This window comes from Histidinibacterium aquaticum (assembly GCF_008710275.1).
Lineage (GTDB): Bacteria > Pseudomonadota > Alphaproteobacteria > Rhodobacterales > Rhodobacteraceae > Oceanicola > Oceanicola aquaticus.
The window spans coordinates 69,013-87,683 of record NZ_VYQE01000001.1 but is presented as its reverse complement, the minus strand read 5'-3'; the positions used below and the strand labels follow the sequence as shown (position 1 = coordinate 87,683).

The window sequence follows — 18,671 nt, the reverse complement described above, 5'->3', positions numbered from 1 at the left end:
TCCTGGGGTCCGGACCGCGTCATGCCTCCTGCGGCATGAGAAAGAGGTCGGTCGGTGGGGGCTGAAGTCCAGCCTGCGTGAGCATGGCGTGGACCTGGCCGCGGTGATGGGTCTGGTGATTGAACATGTGGGCGATGCAGAGGGCGCGCGGCTTGGTCACCTCGCGGCCCGAGGCCCCCGACCACCATGTGAGCGGGCCGGCGAGGTCCACCGCCCGCAGGCGGTCGGCCCAGACCCGGATGCGCCCGTCGACACGGTAGCGCTCTGCCACCCAGTCGGCGGCATTGCGCGTGATCTCGACGCTCTCCGCGATCCCGCCGCCCGGCGGATCCAGATCGCCGATCCGGCTCATCCAGACGCGGTCCGCCCAGAGCAGGTGGTTCAGCGTCGCGCGGATCGAGCCGAAGAAAGCGCCCCGGTCGGCTTCGTAGACCTCGCGCGGCATCTCCGTCACGAGCCCGCGCAGGCCGTCGTTCTGCCAGGCGTTGTAGCGCGCCATGAGGCGGCAGTAGTCGGGCGAAATCATCGCCGTGTCCCTCGCTGCGTTGCACCGGCGGCGCTTTTTCGGGCGTCCGCGCCGCCATGGCGAGACTGGCCGCCGCGGCCGCGGGGCGCAAGCCATTCGCCCCTTGCGGACGCGCGGACCCGTGTTAGCGTTTCCCTCAAAACGTCCACTAGGGAGAGACGACTTATGACCAAACAGCTGCTTCTCGGCTCCGCCGCCGGGATCGCGCTCGCCGGCGCCGCCGCCGCGCAGGACAGCGATCTGCTGGTCTTCGACTACCCGGGGTTCGAGGACCCCGCCTACCACCAGACCTACGTCGAGACCTACGGCGAGAGCCCGGCCTTCTCGTTCTTCGGGGACGAGGAAGAGGCCTTCCAGAAGCTCGTCTCGGGCTTCCAGGCCGACGTGACGCATATCTGCGCGGGCTCCGTGACCAAGTGGGTCGAGAGCGGGATCATCGAGCCCTGGGACACCTCCCAGATCGAGGCCTTCTCGGACCTCAATTCCGACCTGACCGGCGAGGACGTGGCCTCCGGCGATGCCGAGGCCTACTTCATCCCGACGGATTTCGGCTCGACCGCCATCGCCTACAATCCCGACGAGGTGCCGGAAGAGGACGTCTCGACGCTCGAGGTCTTCAAGAACCCGGCCTACGCGGGCCGCCTGACGATCCCGGACAACGTCGACGACGCCTATGCGCTCGCCTATCTCGCCACCGGCGTGACCAACTGGCAGGACGCCACGGACGAGGAATTCCAGGCGGCCTCCGACTGGCTGCGCGAGATCCATCCGAACCTGCGCACCTACTGGACCGACCCCGCGGAGCTCTCGCAGCTGCTCTCCACCGGCGAGGTGCTGGTGAGCTGGGCCTGGAACGAGACCTATCCGACCATGGTCGAGGAAGACCGGCCGATCGCCTTCGAGCGCGAGCCCGAAGAAGGCTCCTCGCTCTGGCTTTGCGGCTACGTCAACATGACCGACGCGCCGGGATCGGAGGAGAAGGCCTACGACTACATCAACGCGCTTCTCGATCCCTCCAGCGCGATGCCGCTGCTCGAGGCCGGCTTCGGCACCTCGAACCAGGCCGCGCTGACCGAGGAGATCAGCCAGGAAGAGCTGGAGGCCGCGGGTCTCGAGGATATCGACGTGCCGGTCCTCGCCCAGCTGCCGATGAGCCAGGAGTTGCGCGAAAAGCAGTCGGAGACCTTCGAGCTGATCAAGGCCGGTTTCTGATCGGGCAGGGCGTCCAAATTTGGACGCACCGCCAAGTTGTTGATGTTGAAAGGAAAGCGCCGCGGGAACCCTCGCGGCGCTTTCTCATGGGCGCCTCTCTCTTCTGGGGCGAAATATCCTCGGGGGAGTCGCGCGGCAGCGCGGCGGGGGCGGACAGCCCCCCGCTGCCGGGGCTCCGGCGCAGCCGGTGACCCGGCGCAGACAGCGCGGCCGAAAGGCCGCTCCGACTGATCGCGTCGGGCCCCCTTGCATCCCCCTCCGAACATCGTCTAGACCGCGCGGCGGAGAGGTGGCCGAGTGGTCGAAGGCGCACGCCTGGAAAGTGTGTAGGCGGGAAACCGTCTCGAGGGTTCGAATCCCTTCCTCTCCGCCACTAGCCCCGCGACAGAGCCTCATCCAGATTATCGAACTTTCGGGCTTCGACGCCGTGATGCGGCTGGCATGATCCTGCCGACCGCTCCCGGAGGGCCCGGAACTGGCAGTATGCGTCACCTGTTTTCGCTCTTTAACCAGAGCGGATCGAAGACAGATGTCACAGCGATTGAACCACCTGAACGAGATAATAAGCAAACTGACCACCGGGGCCGACTTCTACCGCAAGGCCGGCAAGCAGACACGGTCTTCCGCGACTGCGGCGACCTTCAGAGAGCAGGCGCAAACCCACGACGCGATCGCCAAGGAGCTTTCGGGGCGGGTCGAGGAGGCGGGCGGCGAAGTCCGTACCTTCGACGCGATGGAGAAGGGGCGCGAGTTCCTCGGCCGGATCGGCGCGATGCTCGATGGCACGGACCGCATGCTCGTCGAGGCCCTGGACCGGTGCGAGGCGGCGATCATCGACAGTTTTGCCGAAGCGCTGGACGACCCCGATTGCGACCGCGACAAAGCTGAACTCGAGGCGGGCAAGGCGCAGATCGAGGCCGAGCGTCACCGCCTGAACGAGACCCGAGAACGCGCAAACGCGCCCTCCCGTGCGAGGGCCGTCCCACCGACCCCGTCGCCGGGCCCCGCCCCGCGTGTTCCGAAGCCCACCCACGGGTAGGCGGTCGCCCCCCTGTCGAGCCGGCACGTCGGAGGCCCGGCCCCTTTAACCGCGGAACCTTTGCCGGGTCGGAGAAAGGCGGATGTTCGGCCGTGGCGCGGCCGCGCATGGCATCAGCACATGGTCGCGCCGGGCTCGGGAGCGTGAAACTGCCGGTTCGAGCGGCCCGGGCGACTGCTATTCGATATCAGTCGGCGGAGAGTGTTTAGCCGGGACCGGTGCTGCATGAGGCGCGTTTCAGAGAGCAGGACCACAGCCTGGACCACGAGGAGCCGACATGAGCCTGAAACCGTTGTGCGCCGCGGCGCTCGCCCTCTTGCCGCTGGCCGCCGTCGCCCAGGACTCCGGAGCGTCGCCCGTCACGAAGGACCGGTCGTTGCGCGCCGCGCCGGGGACCCCCATCACGGTGATCACCGACCTTCCCGACGTGATCTACGAAGGACGCCTCGTCGAGCCGGGCACGCAGGCCGCCTCAGCGAGCTCGGCGAGTATGCTGGCACCGAGAATCTCGCCGATCCCGCCGCAGCGGCCGCGCCGGCTGGCCGCCGTTGGGGAAGGGCAACGCCGCGCGGGTGCTCCGCTCCCCGAGCAGCCGCGCCCTGAACTGCAGGCAATGACGCAGGGCGAACAACAGGCAGGCCGCACGACCTGCACCTCCTACGAGAGAGTGATCCAGATCGTCGACCTGATCGAGCGCGGCGAGACCCAGGACGCGCTTCGCGCCGCCGTTCCCTGTCTCGAGCAGCTCGGGGCCAGCCGGGACGTCATCGCGATGGCAAGCCTCGCGGGCGGTCTCGACGACCTCCTCGGCGAGGAGACCATCTCCGCGGCGCCCATCCGCAGCTTCGCCGAAACCGGCACCCTGACGCTGGACCACAACGAACAGACAGTGACGCTGCAGCAGAGCTACGAGACCCCCGTCGTGATCGCCTTCGTGGCCACCGAGCGGGGTGGGCAACCGGTGAACGTGCGGGTGACGGAGGCGAGCGGCAACGACCTGACCCTGCGCTTGCAGGAGCCGAACTACCTCGACGGGACCCATGCCGACGAGAGGGTGAACTACCTCGTGGTCGAGGCGGGGACCTGGATCCTGCCGGACGGCACTTTCATCGAGGCCGGCGTCCTGGACAGCAACCTGCTTTCACCTCAGGGGTTCAAGACGGTCCAGTTCGACGCGGCCTTCGACGGCACGCCCGTCATTCTCAGCCAGGTGCAGACCTCCAACGGTCCCGATTTCGTCACGACCCGGCAGCGCGACGCAGATGCGACCGGTTTCGAATTGACGATGCAGGAGGAAGAGGCGCTCAACGACGGCGGCCACACGGCCGAAAGGCTCGGTTGGGTGGCTATCGAAGCGGGCAGCGGCCGGTCCGGCAATATCAGCTGGCTCTCCGGCCGCGGCTCGGGCGTCACGCATTCGGGCGGCTCGGTCGGCCTCGGGGCCCGCGTGGACGGCGGAGTGAACGTGATCGCCGCGTTGTCCAGCTTCGCCGGTGGAAACACCGCCTGGGCGCGCGGCAGGGGCAGCACTGACACGGCGTTCGAAATCTTCGTCGAGGAGGACGAGAGCCAGGATGACGAAACCGAGCACGCCTCGGAGACGGTCGATTTCTTCGTCTTCGACGGCGCGGGCACCCTGGGGGCCTACGACTACGATGACTTCCGAGAGTGACCGTGCGGCGGCGCTGTCGGACCTCGTCCCGGCGACCGCGGCGCCGGGCCCGTCACCTCGCTGATCCCACATCGCTCCGACCGTGATCGAGCGCGGCAGGGCGCGGACGGCGCCCGCCGTCCCGGCCGCGGCGGAGCAGGTTCGCGCGCCGCATCCAAGAGGGCAGGGCGCCCGTCTTCCGATTGTTCGGAGGTCGGCTCAGGCGGTCCGGGTCAGCATGCCAAGGCTTTCCACGCAGCCCTCGATGGTGCGGGCCGTGGTGGGCTTGGGACAGCAGGAGGCGTCGGGGTACTCGCGGCTGATCTCCTGCAGGCCGGCATGGCCCGAGTGGAAGATCAGGCTGACATCGTGGTCGGCGAGGGCGTCGGCCACGGGAAAGACGTTCCCGTCGGCGAGCCGTACGTCGAGCAGGGCGATGTCCGGGATGCGGCCCTCCTCGATGGCCTGCAGCGAAGACTTGACGGTGGCAAAGGTGCCGATCACGTCGAAGCCGAGGTCCTCGAAGATGAACCCCAGGTCCATCGCGACGATCGCCTCGTCCTCGCAGATCAGAACGGTCTTGCGACGTCCGTCATCCATGAAAGTCATGTCCTTTGCCATATTCCAGCACCGCTTTTCTGAACTCGGACGTCTGATCAACACTCACGGCGCCGTTGAGCTGCGATGCGGCGATCCGTACGAGGGTCGCTCCGAAGCCGGCCCGTTCTTCTGACGGTTCAAACCGCTCATCGTAGAACTCGTTCCATTCGAGTTTCACCGATCCGTCATCCTGTGGTTTCCAGGTCACCTCAAGGCGTCCGCTCAGCGGTCCGAGCACGCCGTACTTCGAGGTGTTCGTGGCCCATTCGTGGAGCACGAGGGCCAGTGACGTGAGCTCCGTGTCCGCCACGGTGATCCGCGGGCCGGACACTAGGGTCCGGGCGTGTCCGGCGTAGGGTTCCAGCGCGGCGCGAACGGTCTCCTCGAGGAGAACGGCGCGGCTGCCTTCCTTTTTCTGGGTCAGGTCGTGGGACCGGGCGAGGGCCTCGATGCGGTCCTCCATGCCCTCGACGACCTCGCGCGCGGTCTCGGCGTGACGGCCGACGACTCGAAGCATGCCGGAGATGATCGAGAACAGGTTCTTCACCCTGTGGTTCATTTCGCGGAGCATGAGCTCGCGGATCTGCGCGGCCTCGTTGGCCTTGGTCACGTCGAAGAGCACGCCGAGCATGGTCGTTTCGCCCTGTGTCGTGACGTGGCGGCCTACGGCCTGGAGGTGACGCTCGGCGCCCCTCCGGTCGGTCACCGAAAAGACGAACTCGAAGAGTTCCCCCTGCTCGGCGGAGGCCCGGTAGGCCTCGTCGATGGTCGCCGTCTCCGACCGGCTCAAGCGGTCCGAGATGAAGGAAATGGGCAGGATGCCGTGGCGCTCCGGATCGGCGTCGAGGTGCCGCCCGGCCGTGTCGTCCACGCGGATTTCACGGGTCTCGGGATCGTACTCCCAGACGCCGAGCTCCGAGACCCTGAGGGCGAGCTTGAGGCGTTCGCCCTCGATGTCCAGCGCGGTCTTGAGACGGGTGGCCTCGGTCAGGTCGGTGAAGACGAGGGTGGCGCCGTCGACCTTGTCCTCGCTGGTGCGGTAGGGCGTGATGAGAAGGGACCAGTTCCTGGCCCCTTCGGAGGCGCGGTCGTTGACGTCGAGCTGGCGGACCTCGCCGCTCTCCATGACCTCGCACACCGCGTCCAGCACCTTCTTGTCCTGCTCGAGAGATGAGGTGACCTGCTTCAGCGGCCGTCCCTTGTCGGCGCCGCGGAAGGGATAGATGTCGACCACCGCTTCCGTGTAGTTCCTGATCTGCATCTCGGAATCGACCACCACCAGCGGCAGGTCGGTCGAGGCGAAGAAGTTCGACAGGTCCGCATTGGCGCGGGTCAGCTGGTCGACCTTGGACTTCAGTTCGTCGTTGACCGTCGAGAGCTCCTCGTTCGCCGACTGGAGCTCCTCGTTCATCGACATCATCTCTTCGTTGGAGCTCTTGAGCTCCTCGTTCGCCGTCTCGAGCTCTTCCACGGTCGTGTAGAGCCGGGACTGGGTCTGCTGTAGCTCGTGTTCGAGGTTCTGGACGTGGCTGTCGCTCGGCTCGAACTCGTCGATGTCGTCGTCCTCGATGGCCTCGAACTTCGCGCGTTCGAGGAAGACGAGGAGAACCGTGCCGTCGGCCATGGCGTCTACGATGAGGTCGAATTCCTGGGTGCCGAATTCGCTCCGGGCCCTCAGGCCCGTGATCTTGCGGCGCCGGCCGAGCCGGAGTGGCTCGCGCAGGATGCTGGACACGGCCTCCCTCACGCCGGGGAGGGCGACCGACTGGACGTAGTCGCTTTCGGCCCGGCCGAGCGAGAGCTTGAGATAGCGCCCCAGCGATCCCGAAGAGGCCAGCACCTCGCCGTCCCGGCTGACGTGGACGGTGGGCGGCGCGTAGGTGTTCAGGACACGCTCGGCGACGTTGCCCGGCATGGTGTTCGACTGGACGCGGCCCCGCGAGACGCTCACACCAGACTGCGTGTCCCGCGGATCGATCTTTCTCGTCCGGAGATGCTTGGGATACTCCACTTTCTGCTTGGTGCGCTGGAAGATGCGCGAGCGGTCGTCGATCGCAGTGAAGAGGTTATCGAACCGCCCGATGGTCTCCGAGGGTCCGAGGAACAGGTAGCCGTCGGGCCGTAGAGCGTACTGGAAGGTGGGCAGGGTGGCCTTCTGAAGCCGGTCGTCGAAGTAGATCAGCAGGTTCCGGCAGGAGATCAGGTCGACGCTGGAGAACGGTGGATCGCGGGTGACGTTGTGGGCCGAGAACCGGACCATGTCCCGGATGCGGGCGGGAATCTGGAAATGCCCCTCGCGGGCGATCGTGTAGGTTTCGCGCAGCTCCTCGGGAACGTCCACGAGGGCGGACATCGGGTAGATCGCCTCCCGCGCGTTCTGGAGCATCTGCTCGTCGATGTCCGTGGCGAAGATGGAGACGTCCAGCGTCTTCTTCTGCGCCTTCAGCTCGTCGGCGATGATCATGGCGAGCGTGTAGGCTTCCTCGCCGCTGGAGCAGCCGGCCACCCAGACCCGGAGCGGCTCGTCCGTCTTTCTGCGGACGATGGGAGCGATCACCTTCTGCCGCAGCATCTGGAACTGCTCGGGGTCGCGGAAGAACCGGGTGACGTTGATCAGCAGTTCACGGAAGAGGATGTTGGCCTCCTCCGGATCCGCCCTGATCCGGTCGAGGTAGTCGCCGGCGTCCTGCAGGTTGAGCACCTTGATCCGGCGCTCGATGCGGCGGACGAGTGTCGTCTTCTTGTAGTCGCTGAAATCGTGCCCGGAGCTCGACATGAGGACCGAGCAGATCTCGCTGATGTTGTCCCGGACGGCCTCCTGCAGGTCGGAGTCCGTCTCGGTCATGATCATGTGCGAGTAGTAGCGCTGCAGGCAGTCGAAGATCTCGGTCGGTGAGCGGATGAAATCCACCAGGCCGGTGGCCTGCGCCGCTTGGGGCATGCCGTCGTAGCGCGCGGAGGCCGGGTCCTGGATGATGCAGAGCCCCTCGTTCTCCTTGATCGCCCGCAGGCCCGCGCTGCCGTCCGCGCCGGTGCCTGAGAGGATGACGCAAGCGGCGTAGCGGCCCTGGTCCTCCGCGAGGCTCTCGAAGAAGTCGTCGACGGGGCGCCGCAGGCCGCGGGGCTGGGCGAACTCCGTCAGCCGGAGCCGTCCGTCCACGATCGTCATGCCGTGGCCCGGCGGGATGATGTAGACACGGCCGCGTTCCACGGTCTCGCCGCCCGCCGACTGGTGAACCTCGAGCCTGGTCTTGCGGCTGAGGATCTCGGCCAGCAGGCTTTCGTGATCGGGGTCTAGGTGCTGGATCACCACATAGGCGAGATTGCTGTCGGGGTCGGCCATGGCCAGCATGTCGCTGATCGCCTCGAGCCCGCCCGCAGAGGCCCCGATGCCGACGATGCACAGCCGGGAGGCGTCCACTTCGTCCGCCGCGGCCCGCCGCTCGGCGGGCCGGTCGCTTTCATCGTTCATCAATCTTCCTCGTCCATCGACAGCCTCGCGATCGTGGCGATGGAGTCGGAGATGAGTTCTGCCGATCCGGCCATGGCAAGCCCGAATTCGTGCGCCGTCGCCTGCATGTCGGCCATGTTCCGGGAGAGCTCCGTGTCGTTGGCCTGCAGGTGGGACCGGCGCGCGCGAGTCATATCGAACTGGGAGGCCAGAATGAAGCGGGTGGCGTTCGTCTTGTCGCGCAGCCGCGTCATGAAGACGAGGTTCACGAAGGTGCTTCCGTCCTTGCGGTAGTTCAGGACCTCGAAGCGGCCGGACAGGACGCTGTCGTCATGGATGAAGTCGTGCAGCTGCTGCTTGGACTCCGGCGTGGTCTCCGGGCCCTGCAGCAGGCGGCAGTTCCGCCCGGCCACGTCCTCTGCGTCGTAGCCCGTCAGGCTGCAGAAGCCGTCGTTTACGAGCATCAGCGGAACGTCGCCCTCCGTTCCCGATAGGGCGAGGGGTACGGTCGTGCGGTCGAAATAACGCCGGAGCGCGGCGCTCGGCTGGTCATCGGAGTGCGCAGTCATATGAGGTTTTGGGGTCCCACGAGGCTAGAAATGCCGATCCGACCTCCAAGCCGAGTCCGGCGTACGAGCCGAGCAACGAACATCCTTGGCGGAAAGTTTCGGAGGGCAGGGATCAAAATTCGGGCAGGATGGCAAGAGTGCAACAGCGTTCGGGTCGCGGGGCCCTGGCCGGGGTTCATTGCCAGTCGCCGATCCGGCCGACGCCCCGCGTTTCCTGGGCCCGCGAACACGGTCGGAGGGAAAGCCCGAACCGCGGCGCTACTTGGACTGCGCGAAGTACCACATGCTCGCGCCCGTCCGGTTCGATACGCCGAGTTTTCGCAGGATGTGGTGCATGTGCAGCTTGATCGTATGCTCCGAGAGGCCAAGTTCGCGCGCCACGAGCTTGTTGTTGAGGCCGCGCGAGACGAGCGTCAGGACTTCGCTCTCCCGCGCCGTCAGCTTGTCCAGCACAGCCTGTCCGGGATTGCGCTCTGACGGCCGCTGCCCCTCCGCGGCGGGAGGCGTCGCCGTGGTTTCCAGCACGCGGCCCCGGCGGGCCTCGGCGAAAGGCATCGCCGCCGCCTCCGCAGCCAATTCCGAGGGCAGGAACATGCTGCCGCAGAGCATGCTGCGAAGCGTCGCGATCCAGACGTCGACAGGGATGGAGAGCGGGATGATCGATACGTCCCTCAGCCGTTTCTGGCGGAGCAGTTCGGCCATGACGTAGCGGGCTTCGCTCATCTTTCCGTAGCAGAAGGCAACTGGGAGACGGTCGACAAGCAGCGCTAAGCGCTCGCCATCCGACAGCAGCCCCCTCGTGAGCGAGCTCTGGAAGATGACCGCCGCGATCGAGGACGCGCCCTGCTCTTCGACCTTGAGCATGGCGTCGGACAGGTCCCCGACCAGCACAGCCTCGAGTCCGGGAAGCTCTGACCGGACGCCTTGAAGCAACCTTGGTGTGAAAAAGAACGAATCCCCGATGAACAACAGAGTAGGACTATGCGTCATTTCTACATTCGCCCTAGTGGCAAACTAGGACGCCCCCCGGAACTGTAGTTAGACTATTCTGGTAGTAATAAGAATTTAATGCTTTCGAGCAGCCCGGTAATTCTGGGCAGCCATCTTTTGATATGTCGAAGTTTACCTTTAGTCAAGATTGCCTTTGTGGCCAGGGCTCTGACCATCTCGCTGAAGTTCCCGGTCGGATGTAGGCTTAATGAGCTCATGGCACACGGCTCTGCAATCATCGGGGGAAATTGATATACGCGGTTTGACCGGAAAGGGCATCGTTGCCGCCCGGACCGACTTTCGCCCGCCCATCGCTCGCCGCGACGGCATCGTCTTGCCGCTTCTTGCCGCAAGACGGTGCCGGCGCCATCACTCCGCGCAGGAGGCGATTTCCTCGGCGATCTTCACGATCAGTTCGGGATAGAAGTCGACGCCCAGTGCGATCTCGGTTCCCAGGGGGTCGATGATTCCGCGCCGTGCCTCGGTGCCTTCCGTCACGGTGCCGATGAGGCTCTGGTTGAACTGGGGCTCCGAGAAGACGCAGGAAACGCCGAGCTCGCGGACAGTGTCGCGGACGTCCTCGATGCGGGCGGGGGAGGGGTCGGTGGCGTCGCTCAGCTCGATGGCGCCCGCGGCGGAGAGGTCGAAGCGGGACTCGTAGTAGTGGTACGCGTCGTGGAAAACGACGAACTGGAGGTCCGAGAGCGGGGCGAGCAGCTCGCGCGCCTGGGCCGCCGCCGCGTCGATCTCCACCTTGCCGCTCTCGGCGTTCGCCTCGTAGGTCGCCGCGTTTTCCGGGTCGAGCTCGCCCAGCGTCGTGGCGATGCTGTCGAGCCAGACCTTGCCGTTCTCCGGGTCGAGCCAGGCGTGGGGGTCGATCCCCTCGTGCCCGTGATCTTCTTCTCCCTCGTGCGCGTCTTCCCCGCCTGCCTCCTCGGCGTCGTGGTCGTCCTCGTGATCCGCGTGATCGTGGTCCGCGAAGGTGGCGCCCTCCCGGAACTCGAGAGCCTGCGTGCCGTCCACCTCGAGCAGCTCGATCACTTCGGCTTCGGGCGCGAGCGTCTTGAGAGCCTCGTCCATCCAGGGCGTCAGCTCCGGGCCGATCCAGAAGATCGCCTCGGCATCCTGCACGCTGCGGGCTTCCGAGGGCCGCATGGAATAGCCGTGCGGCGAGGAGCCGGGCTGCACGATGAGGCCGGGGTCTCCCAGGTCGCCCATCACGCGCGCCACGAGCGAGTGGACCGGCGGAATGTCCGTGGCGACGCTCGGCACCTCCGCCAGGGCGGCGGTGGAGGCAAGGAGGCCTGCGAGGATCGGGGAGGCGGCCAGGCGGATGGACATGTCGAGTTCCTGTGATTATGTAACAGTCGACGAGCAGAACTACATGCAATATTATAACAGGGCAAGACCTGGATCGACCGGACGCGCCATGACCAGCCACGCCTTCGAGCCCCACGATCACCACAGCTGCATCGCCGACGGCGTCGCCGCGGCCGAGCGGCACTGCGCCGAGAACAAGCTGCAGTTCACCAAGGTGCGCCGCCGCGTGCTCGAGATCCTGCTGGAAGGGCATCGGGCGATGGGGGCCTACGAGGTGCTCGACCGGCTGCGCGAGGAGGGGCTGGGATCGCAGCCGCCCATCGCCTACCGCGCGCTCGATTTCCTTGTGTCGCACGGCTTCGCCCACCGTATCGAGCGGCGCAACGCCTTCATCGCCTGCACGCACCTCTCCGAACAGCACGCGCCGGCCTTCCTGATCTGCCGCTCCTGCGAGCGTGTCGTTGAGGCCGAGATCGACCCGGGGGCGGGGGAGCTGTCCCGCGCTGCCGCCGCGGCGGGTTTCGTGATCGAGCGCACCGTGCGCGAGGCCGAGGGGCTCTGCCCGGATTGTACGCAAGGGGTGACGGCTTGACGCCACTGGTCGAGATGAAGGGCCTCAGCGTGAGCTTCGGGGCCAACAGGGTGCTGGACTCCGTCGATTTCCGGATCGACCGGGGAGAGATCGTGACGGTGGTCGGGCCCAACGGCTCTGGCAAGTCGACGCTGCTGCATGCGCTGATCGGCGGGGTTCGCCCGAGTACAGGCAGCGTCCGGCGCGCGCCGGGCCTTCGGGTGGGCTACGTGCCGCAGAAGCTCTCGCTCGACGCGACCTTGCCGATGACGGTCCGGCGCTTCCTCGGTCTGCCGCGCCGCGTCTCCCGCGAGACGGCGCAAGTGGCGCTGGACCACGCGGGCGTGCCCGGCGTCGGGCGGCTGCAAATGTCGGCGCTCTCCGGCGGACAGTTCCAGCGGGTCCTGCTGGCCCGGGCGATCCTCGAGAGCCCGGACCTGCTGATCCTCGACGAGGCGACGGCCGGGCTGGATCAGCCCGGGGCGGCCGCCTTCTACCGCCGGATCGAGGAGGTCCGGAAGGAAACCGGCTGTGCCGTGCTGATGGTCAGCCACGATCTGCACGTGGTGATGAGCGCCTCGGACCGGGTGATCTGCCTCAACGGCCACATCTGCTGCGAGGGCACCCCGGAGGTCGTGGCAGAAGCGCCGGTCTACCGGGCGCTCTTCGGAGAGGGCACGAAGGGCGCGCTCGCGCTCTACCGGCACCACCACGACCATCACCACGGTCCCGCCCACGGTCATTCGCACGACGGGCCAACCGAGCAGACCCGAAAGGCCGCGGCCGATGCTTGACGACTTCATGGTCCGGGCCACGCTCGCCGGGGTCGGGACCGCGCTCGCGGCGGCCCCCCTGGGGTGCTTCGTGGTCTGGCGGAGGATGGCCTATTTCGGGGACGCGACCGCCCATGCGGCGATCCTCGGGGTCGCCCTGTCGCTCGCGCTCTCCCTTCCCGTCTTCGCCGGGGCCATGGTCGTCGCGCTCGTCATGGCCACGGTCGTCGCCCTGCTCTCGGGACGCGGCTACGCGATGGACACGCTGCTGGGCGTCATGGCGCATTCCGCGCTGGCCTTCGGCCTCGTGGCCGTGTCGTTCCTCACGAACGTGCGGATCGACATCATGGCTTACCTCTTCGGCGACATTCTCGCCGTCTCTCGCGGCGATCTCGCCGTGATCTGGGGCGGGGCCGCGCTGGTTCTGGCGCTGGTGGGCTGGCGCTGGTCGGCCCTTCTGGTCTCGACCCTCAATCCCGACCTCGCCCGGGCCGCCGGCATCGACCCGCGGCGCGAGCAGCTTGTGCTGACCCTGTCGCTCGCCATCGTGGTCGCCGTGGCGATCAAGGTGGTCGGCGTGCTGCTCATCACGGCGCTCCTGATCATTCCGGCAGCCACCGCGAGGCCGTTCTCCCGCACGCCGGAGATCATGGCCGGGCTTGCCTCCGTCGTCGGCGTCGCCGCGGCATGGGGCGGGCTGAGGCTCTCTTACAGTTTCGACACGCCCACCGGTCCGACCATCGTCTGCGTCGTGGCCGTCATGTTCTGCCTGTCGAGCATCGTCGCCGCCCTGCGGGAGGGGGTCTCGAGACGCCGGACCTCCGGTTCGGCCTAGGGCCTAGAGCTGACTGCGCCCCTGCGTCCGCAGGATCAGCCAGACGAAGACAGGGACGCCGATGACGGCGGTGACGAGCCCCGCGGGGATCTGCACCGGGGCAAAGAGGGCCCGTCCGGCGAGGTCGGCGGCACCGACGAGCACCGCGCCGGTCATCGCCGAATGCGCGAGATGCAGGCCCACGCCGGACCGGGCCAGGCGGTGCGCCATGTGCGGCGCGACAAGGCCCACGAAGCCAAGCGGCCCCACCATCGCCACCGCCGCGGCCGCGAGCGCCACGGCGAGCGTGATGAGCGCGACGCGCGCCCGGACCACCCGCACGCCGAGGCCCGCAGCCATCTCGGGCCCGAGCCGCATCGCCGCCATGGGCCGCGAGGCGGCGAAGAGCGCCGGGACAAGCGCCGCGAGCGCCAGGGCAAGGACCGCCACATCGCTCCACCCGGCGGCGTGGACCGATCCCGCGAGCCAGCCCAGCGCGGACATGGCCCGGTCGAGCTGGCCGTAGGTCAGCAGCGCCGAGGTCGCCGCCGATATGAAGGCTGCCACGCCGATGCCGGTCAGGATGAAGCGCATCGTGGCGCCGCTCGTTCGGCGCATCGCGATCCACTGGATCAACGCGGCCACGGCGAGAGCCCCGGCGAAGGCGAGGGCGGGGCGCAGCACCTGCGGCAGCTCCGGAAACGCGACGATCGCGGCGACGACCGCGAGGCCCGCGCCCTGGCTCACGCCCACGAGCGAGGGGTCAGCCAGCGGGTTTCGGGTGACGTTTTGGAGCGTCGCGCCGGAGAGAGCCAGCAGCGCGCCCGCGCAGAAGGCCGCGAGGGTGCGTGGAAAGCGGAACTGCCAGACGACGGTCTCCGCCGTCTCCGAGGGCGCCGCGCCGAAGAGAGTCGAGAGCACGCCGGGGACGTCGAGGGGGTAGCTGCCCGTCATCAGGCTCAGGACCAGGAGCAAGATGACGCTAGCGGTCATCACCCCCAGCAGGGCGAGCGCCCGGACCGGAAGCGTGAAGGTGATCGGCCCGTCGAGCCGCGTGAGGGTCCCCGCGCTCACAGCCGCGCCCTCACCAGCCAGACGAAGATCGGCGCGCCGAGGAGCGCGGTGACGAGGCCCGTCGAAATCTCGACCGGCGCCAGGGCCATGCGGGCGGCAATGTCGACCAGCAGCAGGTATCCCGCGCCCGCGATGGCCGACCACGGCACGACCAGCCGGTAGTCCTGCCCGACGAAGAGCCGCACCGCGTGGGGCACGACCAAGCCGACGAACCCCATCGGCCCGGCGATGGCGACCGCCGAAGCCGTGAGCGCGATGACGGCGAAGAGCACCAGCGCCTTGAGCCGGCCGACGTTCATGCCGAGGCCCACGGCGGTCTCCTCGCCCATGGCGAGCGCCGTGACCTGCCGGGCCGTGGCGAGAGCCACCGCGAGGCCCGAGGCGAGCCAGGGCAGGGCCCACCACATGACCTCGATCCGGCGGCCCGCGAGCGAGCCGGTCAGCCAGACGCGGAGTTCCTCGAAGGTCTGCTCGTCCAGCAGGTTCGCCACGGTGACCAGCGCCCCGAGGAAGGCGGTGACGGCGGCGCCCGCCAGAACCAGCGTGAGCGGCGTTGCGCCGCCGGGCGCCGCGGTGGCGATGCCCCAGACGGCGACCGCGGCGACGAGTGCACCCAGCGCCGCCACCAGCGGCATCAGGGCAGGCGAGGCGAGGTCGAAGACGCCGACGACGATCACCACCGCGAAGGAGGCGCCGATGAGCAGCCCGAGGAGGCCCGGTTCGGCCAGCGGGTTCCGCGTCACGCCCTGCATCAGCGCGCCCGCGACGGAGAGCGCCGCTCCGACCAGGACGGCGAAGACCGCCCGCGGCAGGCGGAGGTCGACGATCACCACGTGGTCGAAGACGGAGGAATCGTAGGCGACAAGGGCCTCCGCCACCGTCGGCAGCGGGATCGTCTTGGCGCCCACGGAGATGTGCCAGCCGAAGGCCAGGAGCAGCAGGGCGATCCCCGCCGCCGGTCCGGCCCAGACCAGGGACCGGTGCCGAGGTAGAACGCCGGTGGTCATTGCGCTGCGAGAGCGAAGCCGGCGGAGACCACGGGCACGCAGACCGGGCGGCCGCTCACCGGGTCCGGGACGACATTCGCCTCGAGGCCGAAGACCTGCCGAAGCGCCTCGGAGGTGAAGGCCGTCCCGACCGGGCCCTGCGCGACGAGCCTCCCGCCTTTCATCATGACGAGAAGGTCGGCAAAGGCGGCAGCCACGTTGAGCTCGTGCAGGACGATGACGAGCGTGCGCCCCTCCTCGTGAGCGATGCGGCGGAGAAGCTGCAAGAGCTCCACCTGTACCTTGAGATCGAGAAAGGTCGTGGGCTCGTCCAGAAGGATAATGTCGGTCTCCTGCGCCAGCACCATGGCGATCCAGCAGCGCTGGCGTTGCCCGCCGGAGAGGTCCGAGACCGGGCGGTCGGCGAATTGGGCGACGTCCGCAGCCTCCATGGCCTGCTCCACCGCCCGGGCGTCCTCGCGCGACCATTGCCGCATGAGCGACTGGTGCGGGTAGCGTCCCTGCGCCACCAGCTCGCGCACGCGAAGACCCTCGGGGGCCACGGGCCCTTGTGGCAGGAGCGCCAGCCGCCGCGCCACCTCGCGCGTCGGCGTCTCGTGAACCGGACGCCCGTCGAGCAGGATACGGCCCCTGGAGGTGGGCAGAACGCGCGCCATCGTCTTGAGAAGAGTGGATTTTCCGCAGCCGTTCGGACCGACGAGGATCGTCAGCGCCCCGCCCGGAACGTCAAGCGAGACGTCCTGTACGATGGTCGTGCCGCCGTAGCCCGAGGAGACTTGCTCGACGGAGAGGCGACAGGAACCGGTAGTCGCGGATCGGGACATGGTGAACTCATCGCTGACTCCCTTATTCCCTAGTCGATTTGTCGGGATCTGCAAGGGTATCCGACCAATAAGGTCGGAAATGTGCTCTGTGCCGGACCGCCGCCGCGGGTCTTCCGACTCCCTTTGGGGCTGAAACTCCGGCGCGAAGTCGCTATCTGGTGTGTCGCGACCCCAGCCCACCGACCGAGAAGACGCGAAGTGCCGAACATGTCCGAGACCCGTCAAGACTACCCGGCCCAGCGGCTGAGCGTGGCACCCATGATGGACTGGACCGACCGCCACTGCCGGTACTTTCACCGGCAGCTGAGCCGCGACGCGCTGCTTTACACCGAGATGGTGACCGCGCCCGCGCTCGTCCGCGGCGGGGCGCTGCACCTGCTCGAGCATTCGCCGGAAGAGCATCCGGTCTCTCTGCAACTCGGCGGCTCCGATCCTCAGGAACTGGCGGAGGCCGCGCGGCTGGGGGCCGAGGCGGGCTACGACGAGATCGACCTCAACTGCGGCTGCCCCAGCGACCGGGTGCAGTCGGGCACCTTCGGCGCGGTCCTCATGAAGAGCCCCGAACGGGTGGCAGAGTGCTGCGCGGCCATGATCGCCGCCCAGCCGCGCGAGGTGACGGTGAAGTGCCGGATCGGCGTGGACGATCAGGAGCCGCGCGACGCCCTCCCGAGGTTTCTGGACCGCGTTCGTGAGGCCGGCGTCCGGCGGGTGACCGTCCACGCGCGCAAGGCCTGGCTGCAGGGGCTTTCACCCAAGGAAAACCGTGATGTGCCGCCGCTGGACTACGGTCTGGTGAGCGAGATGCGCGAGGCCTTCCCGGAGCTGTCGCTGTCGATCAACGGTGGAATCACCTCGCTCGATGCCGCGGAGGCGTTCCTCGCCGAGGGCTTCGACGGCGTGATGATCGGCCGGGCCGCCTACCACGATCCGGGAAACATCCTGAGGCTCGCGGACCAGCGGATCTTCGGCGAGGGGCCGGTTCGGGACAGGGCGGAGGTCGTGGGTGCGATGCTGCCCTACATCGAGAGCGAGCTGGAAAAGGGCGCCCGGCTCCACCAGATCACCCGCCACATGCTGGGCCTCTTTGCCGGCCTCCCCGGTGCCCGGGCCTGGCGTCGCCACCTGAGCGAGAATGCCGTGGCCAAGGCAGCCGGGCCGGAGGTCGTCGAGGAGGCGCTGGCGCTCGTGACCGAAGGCCAGAGCGCGGCGGCCTGACGACAGGCAGGTCGCGGCAGCCTGGAAGCTCGCACCCGTCAAGAATGTCTGGGAAAGGCCGAACTGGAGCGGGTGATGAGATTCGAACTCACGACCCTTACCTTGGCAAGGTAATGCTCTACCCCTGAGCTACACCCGCGTCCGTTCGGTGAGGCGGGAGATACAAAGGACGGCGGGGGGCTGCAAGAGGAAATTTCGGCTTTCCGTGGCGTCGGATCCCGCCTCCATCACTCCGGCAGGACTTCGGCGTGACGGGCCCTCCGTTTCTGCCGCCAGAGGTTCAGGACCTCCACCGCGCCGGCGAAGACCATCGCCGCGTAGATGAAGCCGCGCTCGACGTGGACGTGGAAGCCGTCGGCAACGAGGGCCATGCCCACCATGACGAGAAAGGCCAGCGCGAGCATCTTCGTGGAGGGATGCGCCTCCACGAACGTCGCGATGGGATTGGCCGCGATCATCATCACGCCGATCGCGACGACGACCGCGGCCACCATGACCTCGATGTGGTCGGCGATGCCGACCGCGGTAATGACGCTGTCGATGGAAAACACGAGATCGAGCAGCATGATCTGCAGGATGATGCTGGTGAAGGTCGCCTTGGCCACGGCCTGCGGCGTGGTCTCGTGCGCGTCGCCTTCGACCTCCTCGAAGATCTCGGTCGAGGCCTTGTAGATGAGGAACAGCCCCCCGGCGAGCAGGATGAGGTCGCGCCAGGAGACCTCGAAGCCGAAGAGCGTCGCGAAGGGCGCGCTCAGCCCGACGATCCAGGCGATGGAAAAGAGCAGGAGGACGCGCAGCACCAGCGCGCCCGCGAGGCCGATGATGCGCGCCCGGGGGCGCTGGGCCTCCGGCAGGCGGGACGAGGCGATGGAGATGAAGATGACGTTGTCCACGCCGAGAACGATCTCGAGGATCGTGAGCGTCGCGAAGGAGGCCCAGACGGCGGGGTCGGACAGGAGTTCGGTCATGGTGCGCCTGTTTTCGTAGGCGTGATCGGAAGGGCGATCACCTGAGCCTCCAAACGCGGCCGAACCC

General features: G+C 67.7%; 17 protein-coding genes and 2 tRNA genes. 8 read left to right on the top strand and 11 right to left on the bottom strand.

All coding sequences use genetic code 11. The features are described from left to right. Window positions 1-19: 19 nt before the first annotated feature. Window positions 20-526, bottom strand: coding sequence for a DinB family protein (locus tag F3S47_RS00420; protein ID WP_150443253.1), 507 nt, complete (start codon window positions 524-526; stop codon window positions 20-22). A 165-nt stretch (window positions 527-691) separates the two neighbouring features. Here F3S47_RS00420 and F3S47_RS00415 point away from each other — a divergent pair, with 165 nt between their 5' ends. From F3S47_RS00415 to F3S47_RS00400, 4 genes are all read left to right on the top strand, one after another. Next, window positions 692-1,738 (top strand): extracellular solute-binding protein, encoded by a 1,047-nt coding sequence (locus F3S47_RS00415; RefSeq protein ID WP_150443252.1) that lies wholly within the window; start codon window positions 692-694, stop codon window positions 1,736-1,738. 283 nt (window positions 1,739-2,021) lie between these two features. Beyond that, window positions 2,022-2,111: transfer RNA gene (locus tag F3S47_RS00410), tRNA-Ser, on the top strand. 156 nt (window positions 2,112-2,267) lie between these two features. Continuing rightward, entirely contained in the window at window positions 2,268-2,777 is a 510-nt protein-coding gene (locus F3S47_RS00405) for a DUF2383 domain-containing protein (RefSeq protein WP_150443251.1), read from the top strand. 277 nt (window positions 2,778-3,054) lie between these two features. Beyond that, a complete protein-coding gene (locus F3S47_RS00400) occupies window positions 3,055-4,449 on the top strand; it encodes a hypothetical protein (protein ID WP_150443250.1) in 1,395 nt (464 codons plus the stop codon). A gap of 198 nt (window positions 4,450-4,647) precedes the next feature. Here the strand turns inward: F3S47_RS00400 and F3S47_RS00395 are convergent, their stop codons facing one another. The 5 genes from F3S47_RS00395 to F3S47_RS00375 form a co-directional block, all read right to left on the bottom strand. After that, window positions 4,648-5,028: a response regulator gene (locus F3S47_RS00395; protein ID WP_150443249.1), complete on the bottom strand. Its 381-nt coding sequence runs from the start codon at window positions 5,026-5,028 to the stop codon at window positions 4,648-4,650. Further along, window positions 5,021-8,500 carry a CheR family methyltransferase gene (locus tag F3S47_RS00390; RefSeq protein ID WP_150443248.1) on the bottom strand — a complete coding sequence of 1,160 codons (3,480 nt, stop codon included), beginning with the start codon at window positions 8,498-8,500 and terminating at the stop codon, window positions 5,021-5,023. The genes F3S47_RS00395 and F3S47_RS00390 overlap by 8 nt, the downstream gene beginning before the upstream one ends. Further along, window positions 8,500-9,048: a PAS domain-containing protein gene (locus F3S47_RS00385; protein ID WP_150443247.1), complete on the bottom strand. Its 549-nt coding sequence runs from the start codon at window positions 9,046-9,048 to the stop codon at window positions 8,500-8,502. Before F3S47_RS00385 ends, F3S47_RS00390 begins: the two co-directional genes overlap by 1 nt. 258 nt (window positions 9,049-9,306) lie before the next feature. Beyond that, complete coding sequence (locus F3S47_RS19505) at window positions 9,307-9,939, bottom strand: helix-turn-helix transcriptional regulator (RefSeq protein WP_223877668.1); 633 nt, start codon at window positions 9,937-9,939, stop codon at window positions 9,307-9,309. A 468-nt stretch (window positions 9,940-10,407) separates the two neighbouring features. After that, window positions 10,408-11,379 (bottom strand): zinc ABC transporter substrate-binding protein, encoded by a 972-nt coding sequence (locus tag F3S47_RS00375; protein WP_150443246.1) that lies wholly within the window; start codon window positions 11,377-11,379, stop codon window positions 10,408-10,410. Between the two features lie 88 nt (window positions 11,380-11,467). On the opposite strand from F3S47_RS00375, the gene F3S47_RS00370 reads away from it, so the two are divergent. The 3 genes from F3S47_RS00370 to F3S47_RS00360 are packed head-to-tail and all read left to right on the top strand — an operon-like array spanning window position 11,468 to window position 13,537. Next, the gene (locus F3S47_RS00370) at window positions 11,468-11,950 is read left to right on the top strand and encodes a Fur family transcriptional regulator (protein WP_150443245.1); all 483 of its coding nucleotides are present in this window, start codon (window positions 11,468-11,470) and stop codon (window positions 11,948-11,950) included. A gap of 14 nt (window positions 11,951-11,964) precedes the next feature. Then, window positions 11,965-12,723 (top strand): ATP-binding cassette domain-containing protein, encoded by a 759-nt coding sequence (locus F3S47_RS00365; protein WP_150444159.1) that lies wholly within the window; start codon window positions 11,965-11,967, stop codon window positions 12,721-12,723. Continuing rightward, on the top strand, window positions 12,716-13,537 hold the full coding sequence (locus F3S47_RS00360; protein ID WP_150443244.1) for a metal ABC transporter permease: 822 nt from the start codon (window positions 12,716-12,718) through the stop codon (window positions 13,535-13,537). The genes F3S47_RS00365 and F3S47_RS00360 overlap by 8 nt, the downstream gene beginning before the upstream one ends. A gap of 3 nt (window positions 13,538-13,540) precedes the next feature. Here the strand turns inward: F3S47_RS00360 and F3S47_RS00355 are convergent, their stop codons facing one another. Genes F3S47_RS00355 through F3S47_RS00345 form a run of 3 tightly spaced genes read right to left on the bottom strand, consistent with a single transcriptional unit; the run spans window position 13,541 to window position 16,421 of the window. Further along, a complete protein-coding gene (locus F3S47_RS00355; protein WP_223877667.1) occupies window positions 13,541-14,590 on the bottom strand; it encodes a FecCD family ABC transporter permease in 1,050 nt (349 codons plus the stop codon). Then, window positions 14,587-15,597 carry a FecCD family ABC transporter permease gene (locus F3S47_RS00350; protein ID WP_150443243.1) on the bottom strand — a complete coding sequence of 337 codons (1,011 nt, stop codon included), beginning with the start codon at window positions 15,595-15,597 and terminating at the stop codon, window positions 14,587-14,589. Before F3S47_RS00350 ends, F3S47_RS00355 begins: the two co-directional genes overlap by 4 nt. Beyond that, the gene (locus tag F3S47_RS00345) at window positions 15,594-16,421 is read right to left on the bottom strand and encodes an ABC transporter ATP-binding protein (protein ID WP_150443242.1); all 828 of its coding nucleotides are present in this window, start codon (window positions 16,419-16,421) and stop codon (window positions 15,594-15,596) included. The genes F3S47_RS00350 and F3S47_RS00345 overlap by 4 nt, the downstream gene beginning before the upstream one ends. Window positions 16,422-16,628: 207 nt before the next feature. Here F3S47_RS00345 and dusA point away from each other — a divergent pair, with 207 nt between their 5' ends. Continuing rightward, window positions 16,629-17,636, top strand: coding sequence for a tRNA dihydrouridine(20/20a) synthase DusA (dusA, locus tag F3S47_RS00340; protein WP_150443241.1), 1,008 nt, complete (start codon window positions 16,629-16,631; stop codon window positions 17,634-17,636). Between the two features lie 64 nt (window positions 17,637-17,700). On the opposite strand, the gene F3S47_RS00335 is transcribed toward dusA, so the two are convergent. Both F3S47_RS00335 and F3S47_RS00330 read right to left on the bottom strand, forming a co-directional pair. Next, window positions 17,701-17,775 (bottom strand) — tRNA-Gly (locus F3S47_RS00335). An 88-nt stretch (window positions 17,776-17,863) separates the two neighbouring features. After that, the gene (locus F3S47_RS00330; RefSeq protein WP_150443240.1) at window positions 17,864-18,604 is read right to left on the bottom strand and encodes a TerC family protein; all 741 of its coding nucleotides are present in this window, start codon (window positions 18,602-18,604) and stop codon (window positions 17,864-17,866) included. Window positions 18,605-18,671 lie beyond the last annotated feature (67 nt).

Excerpts from the sequence above, each read along its gene's own strand:
- F3S47_RS00420 (WP_150443253.1), bottom strand. The coding sequence starts at position 526 with ATGATTTCGCCCGACTACTGCCGCCTCATGGCGCGCTACAACGCCTGG.
- F3S47_RS00415 (WP_150443252.1), top strand. The coding sequence starts at position 692 with ATGACCAAACAGCTGCTTCTCGGCTCCGCCGCCGGGATCGCGCTCGCC.
- F3S47_RS00405 (WP_150443251.1), top strand. The coding sequence starts at position 2,268 with ATGTCACAGCGATTGAACCACCTGAACGAGATAATAAGCAAACTGACC.
- F3S47_RS00400 (WP_150443250.1), top strand. The coding sequence starts at position 3,055 with ATGAGCCTGAAACCGTTGTGCGCCGCGGCGCTCGCCCTCTTGCCGCTG.
- F3S47_RS00395 (WP_150443249.1), bottom strand. The coding sequence starts at position 5,028 with ATGGATGACGGACGTCGCAAGACCGTTCTGATCTGCGAGGACGAGGCG.
- F3S47_RS00390 (WP_150443248.1), bottom strand. The coding sequence starts at position 8,500 with ATGAACGATGAAAGCGACCGGCCCGCCGAGCGGCGGGCCGCGGCGGAC.
- F3S47_RS00385 (WP_150443247.1), bottom strand. The coding sequence starts at position 9,048 with ATGACTGCGCACTCCGATGACCAGCCGAGCGCCGCGCTCCGGCGTTAT.
- F3S47_RS00375 (WP_150443246.1), bottom strand. The coding sequence starts at position 11,379 with ATGTCCATCCGCCTGGCCGCCTCCCCGATCCTCGCAGGCCTCCTTGCC.
- F3S47_RS00370 (WP_150443245.1), top strand. The coding sequence starts at position 11,468 with ATGACCAGCCACGCCTTCGAGCCCCACGATCACCACAGCTGCATCGCC.
- F3S47_RS00365 (WP_150444159.1), top strand. The coding sequence starts at position 11,965 with ATGAAGGGCCTCAGCGTGAGCTTCGGGGCCAACAGGGTGCTGGACTCC.
- F3S47_RS00360 (WP_150443244.1), top strand. The coding sequence starts at position 12,716 with ATGCTTGACGACTTCATGGTCCGGGCCACGCTCGCCGGGGTCGGGACC.
- F3S47_RS00350 (WP_150443243.1), bottom strand. The coding sequence starts at position 15,597 with ATGACCACCGGCGTTCTACCTCGGCACCGGTCCCTGGTCTGGGCCGGA.
- F3S47_RS00345 (WP_150443242.1), bottom strand. The coding sequence starts at position 16,421 with ATGTCCCGATCCGCGACTACCGGTTCCTGTCGCCTCTCCGTCGAGCAA.
- dusA (WP_150443241.1), top strand. The coding sequence starts at position 16,629 with ATGTCCGAGACCCGTCAAGACTACCCGGCCCAGCGGCTGAGCGTGGCA.
- F3S47_RS00330 (WP_150443240.1), bottom strand. The coding sequence starts at position 18,604 with ATGACCGAACTCCTGTCCGACCCCGCCGTCTGGGCCTCCTTCGCGACG.